The sequence below is a fragment of the Maribacter sp. genome (genome assembly GCF_049667165.1).
Taxonomy (GTDB): domain Bacteria; phylum Bacteroidota; class Bacteroidia; order Flavobacteriales; family Flavobacteriaceae; genus Maribacter_A.
The window spans coordinates 1-6,730 of sequence record NZ_JBATHS010000364.1; the positions used below are offsets into that span (position 1 = coordinate 1).

A 6,730-nucleotide genomic window follows, 5' to 3' on the forward strand; every position below is an offset into this window, starting at 1 on the left:
ACATATTGAAGCTATTTCAAAACTTACTTTGAATGATCCTCCCAACTAAACTGCCTTGGTAATATTCCAATAAATACGAAACCTACTAATAAATTTTAGTAACTCTTTGAAGCTGTCATATGTTGAAAACCGATTAGTTACGAAAATTGGTCTTTAAAAAGAAATGATATTGAAAGGAAGAGTGCCAAAAGTGGTTCGATTTGTTATACTTCAGGAAAAATTATATATAAAGTAAGAACTTGATCAGAGGTCTAATGCTTTATTTCATAGCTGCCTTTATTTCGCGCCAGGTAATCAAGCGAATCTTGTTTTCCTTTAGCTTTACCCTACAGCTTTCACTTGTAAAATAATCGTGATCCACCTGCCGCCATGCCGAGCCAAAATTCGGGTGGTTTACCGTAATCCCTTGCATTTCGCGGTCGTCAAATGCCGGATGTAAAATCAATATATTAAATCCAGCAGGTAGATTGTCCAAAACGTGATCGTAGTAGTCGGCTAACTTACCCTTTTCAAAATCTGCGAACCGTCCTAAAAAAAGGCGGTCGGCCACCACATCATTTTCAAAAAGGCATTTTTCGGCATCCAGACCCATTTCCGTAATCAATTGTCTATTGAAAAACACAGGTAAATCATAGGTCTTTCCCAAGTCACGATATATTTCCAAAAACTCTGGCCTTGCCCCTACACTATACATATGCGAATCGAGATGCGTGGGTTTCAGGCCAAAGCCCAAGGCTCTTTCAATTTGGGCCCGCAGTTCCTTTTCGACCTCTTCGTTCGAGGCGTGTTGATGCAAAAGTTCCCTTTTTTTGTAAAAATGCCCATTTTCATCAACTAGACTAGGTACTTTATTAATTGGTAGTATAGGACCGAAACGGTACTTTTCCCATTCACAGGTCAATGTCAGATGGATGCCGTTATCATATTGGGGATGGTTCTTTGCGAATTCCATCATTTCATAAGACCAGGGACAAGGAACCATGATGCTATATGAATTAACAGATCCCTTTTCAAGGGCATCAATCGTCGCCATATTCTCGGAATGGGACAATCCCGCATCATCGGCGTGGATCATCAACAGTTTTTCATTTTGGGAATAGCCTAAGGCACCTAGTACATCCATTTTAAAGCGGAAAATTTTCTATGAAAGCAAAAATAAGACGCGAATCTTTCATGGTTACATTTTATCTTGATAAAGCAATTAAGGAAAACGGATGCATATACTTTTTAAACAAGCGATTCATCATATCAAATATCCAAAGATTTGATATATCCATCCATCAGGCTTAGATATTTTTTGACTTCGGCAAGCGCTTTCTTCTTATCGCCTTTGTTGGATGCACTTCTGGCGCGAAGACTGTTGACTTTTGCCCGTATATTGGCACGATAGCTTTTGTAGTATATGAATAGTTTCCGCTCAGCTTCGTTTCTCATCGCTGGAAAAAGGCGATTGTACTGTTCGATAAACAATTCGGAAAGATCGGTTCTTCCTAGGGCATCCAAGTCCATACATAAAAAAGCTACCTCGTTCAGGATGTCGATTTGGCGGTACCCATCATTGAATTCGATACAATCGAAAAGCTGGGGATCGGGCAACAAGAAAATGTTACGGGTATGCAGGTCGCCATGAACGTCCCTAAAAAACCCGGAGTTCAGTCTTTCATGTAGTAACTTTTCATGTGTATCAAGAAATTTATCGGAGGCTTCGATCGCATATGCTATAAGAAGACCGCTATCAGCGTTTAAGTTTTGGGAAATGAATTCCTTCTCCTCACCGAGATCGTTGAACATATCTTTGATGTCGAGCACAGTTTTTTTATAAATGATCGTTGCCTTTTTATGGAAATCCGAAATCCGTTCCGCCAAGTTTTCGATGTTCGATGCACTTACCTTATTCTTCGCTAAAAGTACGTCCATTTGTTTTTTGGGATCCAGTTTGCGCATCTTTAATGCATAGTCGACAATCTTCCCCTGCCCGTCCGGCAGACGGGCTTTCTCCCCACCTATTTGATATTGATTATTTGTTTCATAGATTGGCAACACCTCGAGGTAGACATTGTCCGTAAATCTTCTGTTCAGTTCCAGTTCCCTTTCGCAAAAGTGTTTCCGAAGTTCGAGCGTTGAAAAATCCAAGAATGAATAGTGCATCGGCTTTTTGATCTTGTAGACGTATTGATCGCAAAGTATTACCCACGAGATATGGGTCTCGACCAATTTCCGTTCTTTGGTCGGACTAGGGAACTCCCCTTCGGAAATCAGTTTATCGATTTGATTTTGGTTCATGGTTCAGATATAGTGCCGCTGCTTGAAGCATATTCTCAATATTATCATTCGTGGATTCGATGGTCAAATGGGGGATTTGTAAAGGTTCCCATTGTTGCCGGATCAGTTTATGGACTTTAAAATCGGCCTCACTATAAGGCCGGCTTTTTTTTAACCGTTCCTTTATGGTTTTTTCTTTCGCTTGTACCTCGATAAAAAAAAGCTGTTCCTTTACCTTTAAGTAATCCACAAATTGTTTTCTCGTGGCATTTTTATGGAAGGTGGCATCGAGTACCAAATTTTTTCCTTGGCCAATCACCTCCTCCATTTTTTGAAACATGGTAGCATAGACCTTTGCTTTTTCGGCATCGGAATAGGTTCTTTTGGGGAACAATTCTTTTCGTAACCGATCGCTGTTCACATAGTCGGCACCCAACATTACCGCTAGGTGGGAGGCGAAATAACTTTTACCGGATCCGGGAAGGCCTAAAACGATGACGATCATATATTTTTTGGGAGATTCATTTTAAAACATATTGCAAGAAACAGTATCAAAATAGCACTGATCTTCATTGTTTCCATGATAAATAGATTTAAAAATCCAAATGTAATTTTAAATACTTTTTAGTACCATGATCATTATCAGTATGCAAAGCTTAATCGCCTGAAGATGATATTGCTCATGGGTTACCAATTCTTGATAGTCTACCTTTCCTTAAACAAATCGAGAATCAATGAAAGCAGCCTACCTTGTAAAATATGGTCCGGCAGAAACTGCCTTTGAAATCAGGGAAGTTGAAAAACCGGAACCTGGGCCTAACCAAGTGCGCATTAAGGTAGAAGCCTTTGGCCTGAATTTCGCGGATATCGCTGCCCGTTATGGCAAATATCGGGGTGCACCCCCCTTACCATCCCTTCTGGGCTACGACGTAGTCGGGCAGGTCGAAAAATGTGGGTCCAATGTACAAAACCTAATTATCGGAGATCGGGTTACCGCGCTCACGCTGTTTGGGGGTTATGCTGAATTCGCCATTGCCGAAAATGGGGTGGCAAACAAAATACCTGAATCCATTTCTTCAGGTGTGGCCGTTGCTCTGGCCACGCAATATTGTACCGCTTATTTTTTGTCCGACAGGATGACGAACATTCAGGAAAACGAAAAGGTCTTGATCCATGCCGCCGCAGGCGGTGTTGGGACAGCCTTGGTACAGATGGCCTTAAATAAAAAATGCATCGTGTACGGTACCTGCAGTTCCCCTGAAAAAATGGAATACCTCCAAAAAAACGGGGTGCACCATCCCATAAACCATAGGAAAAAAGATTTTGCCGAAACCATACGATTGCTTGTTGGCGAAAAGGGGCTTGATGTCGTTTTTAATCCCATCGGGGGCAAATCGCTCAAACAAGGGTATCGATTGTTGGGAGCAGGAGGCAGATTGGTCAGCTATGGGGTTTCTTCCCTTAACAGTAAGAAAAATATTTTTGGAAAGTTGCAAGACTTATGGCAGTTCGGTATTTATCATCCTGTTCAGTTTTTAAGCAACTCAAAAGGCATCATCGGGGTAAACATGTTAAAAATCGCCGAGGAGAAACCAGAAAAGATAGCCCATGTAATGCAAGAAGTCATACAATTGCAACAAGCGGGCATACTTCGACCTTATGTGGGTGGAGAATATTCCATTGACCAATTAGCCGAAGCACATGCATTTTTGGAGTCTAGAAAATCAATGGGAAAAATTGTTGTAAGATGGTAACCAAATCCACATAATGCCATGAATTCCGATCAATTGAAAAATAAAGTCGCCATCGTAACAGGGTCTAGCAGGGGCATCGGAAAGGCCATTGCCATTGAATTGGCGGAAAAAGGGGTCAAGGTGGTATTGAACGGTAGGGATAAAAAAAGATTACAGGATACCAACACTGAATTTCTAAAAAACGGATATGACGTCATATCGGTGATTGCCGATGTTGGCAAGGCTTCCCAATGCCAAACCTTGATAACCGAAACCGTAAAGCGCTATGGGAAAATTGACATCTTGATCAATAATGCGGGCGATAGCAGTCGGGGTACTGTTGAGGAAATGAGTGCCTCTAATTTCAAGAACCTAATGGAAACCAACTACAACGGAGGGGCTTACTTGAGCAAATACGTTGTTCCGCATCTTAAAAAAACCAAAGGCCATATTATTTTTATCAATAGTGTGGGTGGTTTTAGGGGTATGCCTTATAATTCGGCCTATACCGCATCTAAAATGGCGCAAGCCGCATTGGCCGATGCCCTTCGCATTGAACTCTACGATACCGGTATTCATGTCGGCCTAATGTATGTAGGTTTTACTGAGAACGACCCGAAAAAAAGTATACTCGATGTGGATGGTACGCGAACCTATCTGCCCAAAAGAGAAAACATTCGGTTGGCAAAACCACAATCCGTAGCCAGAAGTGTTCGGCTTATGATCGAAAAAAGGAATGACAAAACCACATTGACAGAGCTAGGACTTTTGGCCAATTTCATGATTCGTTATCTGCCCCGGTTTAGTAATTGGATCTTGTTGGTAAATCGAGAGAGAATCGAGAAGCAATTCACGTATATAGGAGGCGAAAAAATAGTGCAGGAAGAATGATCAAATGTGGAAAATAGGTTCTTTGATGAATGGATTCCTAAAAATTACTACTTGACTCCTTTTTAAATAGCCTTCTTTCATCCTTTAATGCCCAATACAAACCTTTTACATCTTCCACCCACACCTCATACATATAAATGAGGGTTATTTCTTCTAGGGTCTCCAAGACCCCTATGACGATCATGATATAAAACAGCCAATAAACAGGTCCAAAAAATAAGGTCCAAAGTATAAATACCCCTTGTAAAAGTGCGGAGGTTTTCGCCGAATAGGTATGAAACGCAGTAGCCTTGCCATATTTCTTAAAGGCAATGATCATTTGAATAAGATAGGGTACAAAAGCAATGGCAATAAGCAATAAATTATCCCTAATAAATTGATTCTCAAAAACCCATAATCCGATCAGCCCGATTCCCAAAGTTATCTGGTCCCCCATAGAATCCAGTTGTGATCCCCGGGCACTGCTTATTTTTAATCTACGAGCCAAAAAACCATCTATTGCATCGGTTGAATAGCTTATCAATAAAAACCAAGTGAAAATTTCCCGTTCCCCTAGCCATAACCAAACTAAAAGAATAGGTACGGCAGCAATTCGATAAAACGAAAACCAATCGGCAATATTAAAATTTTTAAATGTCAACATACTTTTTTGTTGGTTTGGCTTTTCGAAAGCCTGAAAGGGCAGCCTTTTTAATAGACTCGAATATAAAATGGGGGTTAACCCAAGTTACTTATGGCAACTTTAACCATTGGTCTTAGTTCGACTGACCATTTATCCATTGCAAAGTAATGCGGATCTGTATTGTTTACATGGTATCTCGATGTAACAATTCTAATCCAAAAGTATTGAGCCATAATGAGATATACTATGATTAAAGTCATTCATGAATTATAATCCAACTTCAAATATTTAGATTCCATTTTTTCTTTAGAATGACATTTCTATAGAAACCCCATCGCAATTGTCAGGAAATTATTTAAATTGAATAAGGTATAGCTTGCTGAAAAACCGCTCAATAAATGTGTACCAAATGCATTTTGTTCACCACCTTCTTTCTTGTAGTCGGATCTAGGAACTTGCCCTGCAACCGTGTAATCCGGAATTGTTTTTCGGTCAATTGTCGGTCCCAGTCCAACCCTGCATCCCTTAGTGTTTTCAATTCCTTTTCATTGACATATACCCATACATCCTTGCTATCGACCAATTCGGATAGGGAGGTGATTTTGACCGGCTTTTGATTGTAAAAATCCAATGCCCAGGTATGGCTTTCAGAAATCTTATAGATCTTATCCGTGGGTATGTCGTTCTCTCGAATGGTTTTTGCCATGGTTGAACCCGCTTGATATTCCAATAAAGAAGGATAAAAATGGGTATTCAAGACTCCATTCAAAAGCACGGAACCTACGACTCCGATAGTGATGATCCTAAAATAATAATCCTCTCGCTTTAAACTGTAATATACAATGAATAAGGCTAAGACGAACTTCCATACATAATTGTAATAGGTATCGTTCTTGAACACATAAAAGCAAATAAATGAAACGGCCAGGAATACTATGGCCAATATGAAGTATTGGAAACCCAAAAGTATTTTCTTCATCCTTTGGTTTTCCACAACATATACATGTTGCAAATAACCAGCACTCAATACAGCGAATAGGGGCATAACAATATTCAAATAATGCGGTAGTTTAAACTGGGCAAAACTGATGATCATGAAAATCAGGGTTATTCCCCCCAACGTCAAGAACTCCTGTGTCGGCTCATAGTTGAATTTCGCTTTTATGATTGCTTTGGCCTTTTGCCAATAGGCCACCAAGCCCACAACCGTCCAGGGTATAAA

General features: G+C 40.3%; 6 protein-coding genes and 1 pseudogene. 2 read left to right on the forward strand and 5 right to left on the reverse strand.

Annotated features, from left to right (window positions below; translation table 11 throughout):
* Positions 1-259: 259 nt before the first annotated feature.
* From WBM98_RS16450 to WBM98_RS16460, 3 genes are all read right to left on the reverse strand, one after another.
* On the reverse strand, positions 260-1,123 hold the full coding sequence (locus WBM98_RS16450) for a polysaccharide deacetylase family protein (RefSeq protein ID WP_424367109.1): 864 nt from the start codon (positions 1,121-1,123) through the stop codon (positions 260-262).
* A gap of 125 nt (positions 1,124-1,248) precedes the next feature.
* Entirely contained in the window at positions 1,249-2,283 is a 1,035-nt protein-coding gene (locus WBM98_RS16455; protein WP_424367110.1) for a hypothetical protein, read from the reverse strand.
* Positions 2,261-2,767 carry an AAA family ATPase gene (locus tag WBM98_RS16460; protein WP_424367111.1) on the reverse strand — a complete coding sequence of 169 codons (507 nt, stop codon included), beginning with the start codon at positions 2,765-2,767 and terminating at the stop codon, positions 2,261-2,263. Before WBM98_RS16460 ends, WBM98_RS16455 begins: the two co-directional genes overlap by 23 nt.
* Before the next feature lie 229 nt (positions 2,768-2,996).
* Here WBM98_RS16460 and WBM98_RS16465 point away from each other — a divergent pair, with 229 nt between their 5' ends.
* Positions 2,997-4,016 carry a quinone oxidoreductase family protein gene (locus WBM98_RS16465; RefSeq protein WP_424367112.1) on the forward strand — a complete coding sequence of 340 codons (1,020 nt, stop codon included), beginning with the start codon at positions 2,997-2,999 and terminating at the stop codon, positions 4,014-4,016.
* An 18-nt stretch (positions 4,017-4,034) separates the two neighbouring features.
* On the forward strand, positions 4,035-4,886 hold the full coding sequence (locus tag WBM98_RS16470) for an SDR family oxidoreductase (protein WP_424367113.1): 852 nt from the start codon (positions 4,035-4,037) through the stop codon (positions 4,884-4,886).
* 37 nt (positions 4,887-4,923) lie between these two features.
* On the opposite strand, the gene WBM98_RS16475 is transcribed toward WBM98_RS16470, so the two are convergent.
* Together WBM98_RS16475 and WBM98_RS16480 are read right to left on the reverse strand one after the other, a co-directional pair.
* The gene (locus WBM98_RS16475) at positions 4,924-5,529 is read right to left on the reverse strand and encodes a CDP-alcohol phosphatidyltransferase family protein (protein ID WP_424367114.1); all 606 of its coding nucleotides are present in this window, start codon (positions 5,527-5,529) and stop codon (positions 4,924-4,926) included.
* A 370-nt stretch (positions 5,530-5,899) separates the two neighbouring features.
* A pseudogene (locus WBM98_RS16480) lies at positions 5,900-6,730 on the reverse strand (ArnT family glycosyltransferase); the annotation flags it as partial.

Excerpts from the sequence above, each read along its gene's own strand:
- WBM98_RS16465 (WP_424367112.1), top strand. The coding sequence starts at position 2,997 with ATGAAAGCAGCCTACCTTGTAAAATATGGTCCGGCAGAAACTGCCTTT.
- WBM98_RS16455 (WP_424367110.1), bottom strand. The coding sequence starts at position 2,283 with ATGAACCAAAATCAAATCGATAAACTGATTTCCGAAGGGGAGTTCCCT.
- WBM98_RS16450 (WP_424367109.1), bottom strand. The coding sequence starts at position 1,123 with ATGGATGTACTAGGTGCCTTAGGCTATTCCCAAAATGAAAAACTGTTG.
- WBM98_RS16475 (WP_424367114.1), bottom strand. The coding sequence starts at position 5,529 with ATGTTGACATTTAAAAATTTTAATATTGCCGATTGGTTTTCGTTTTAT.
- WBM98_RS16460 (WP_424367111.1), bottom strand. The coding sequence starts at position 2,767 with ATGATCGTCATCGTTTTAGGCCTTCCCGGATCCGGTAAAAGTTATTTC.
- WBM98_RS16470 (WP_424367113.1), top strand. The coding sequence starts at position 4,035 with ATGAATTCCGATCAATTGAAAAATAAAGTCGCCATCGTAACAGGGTCT.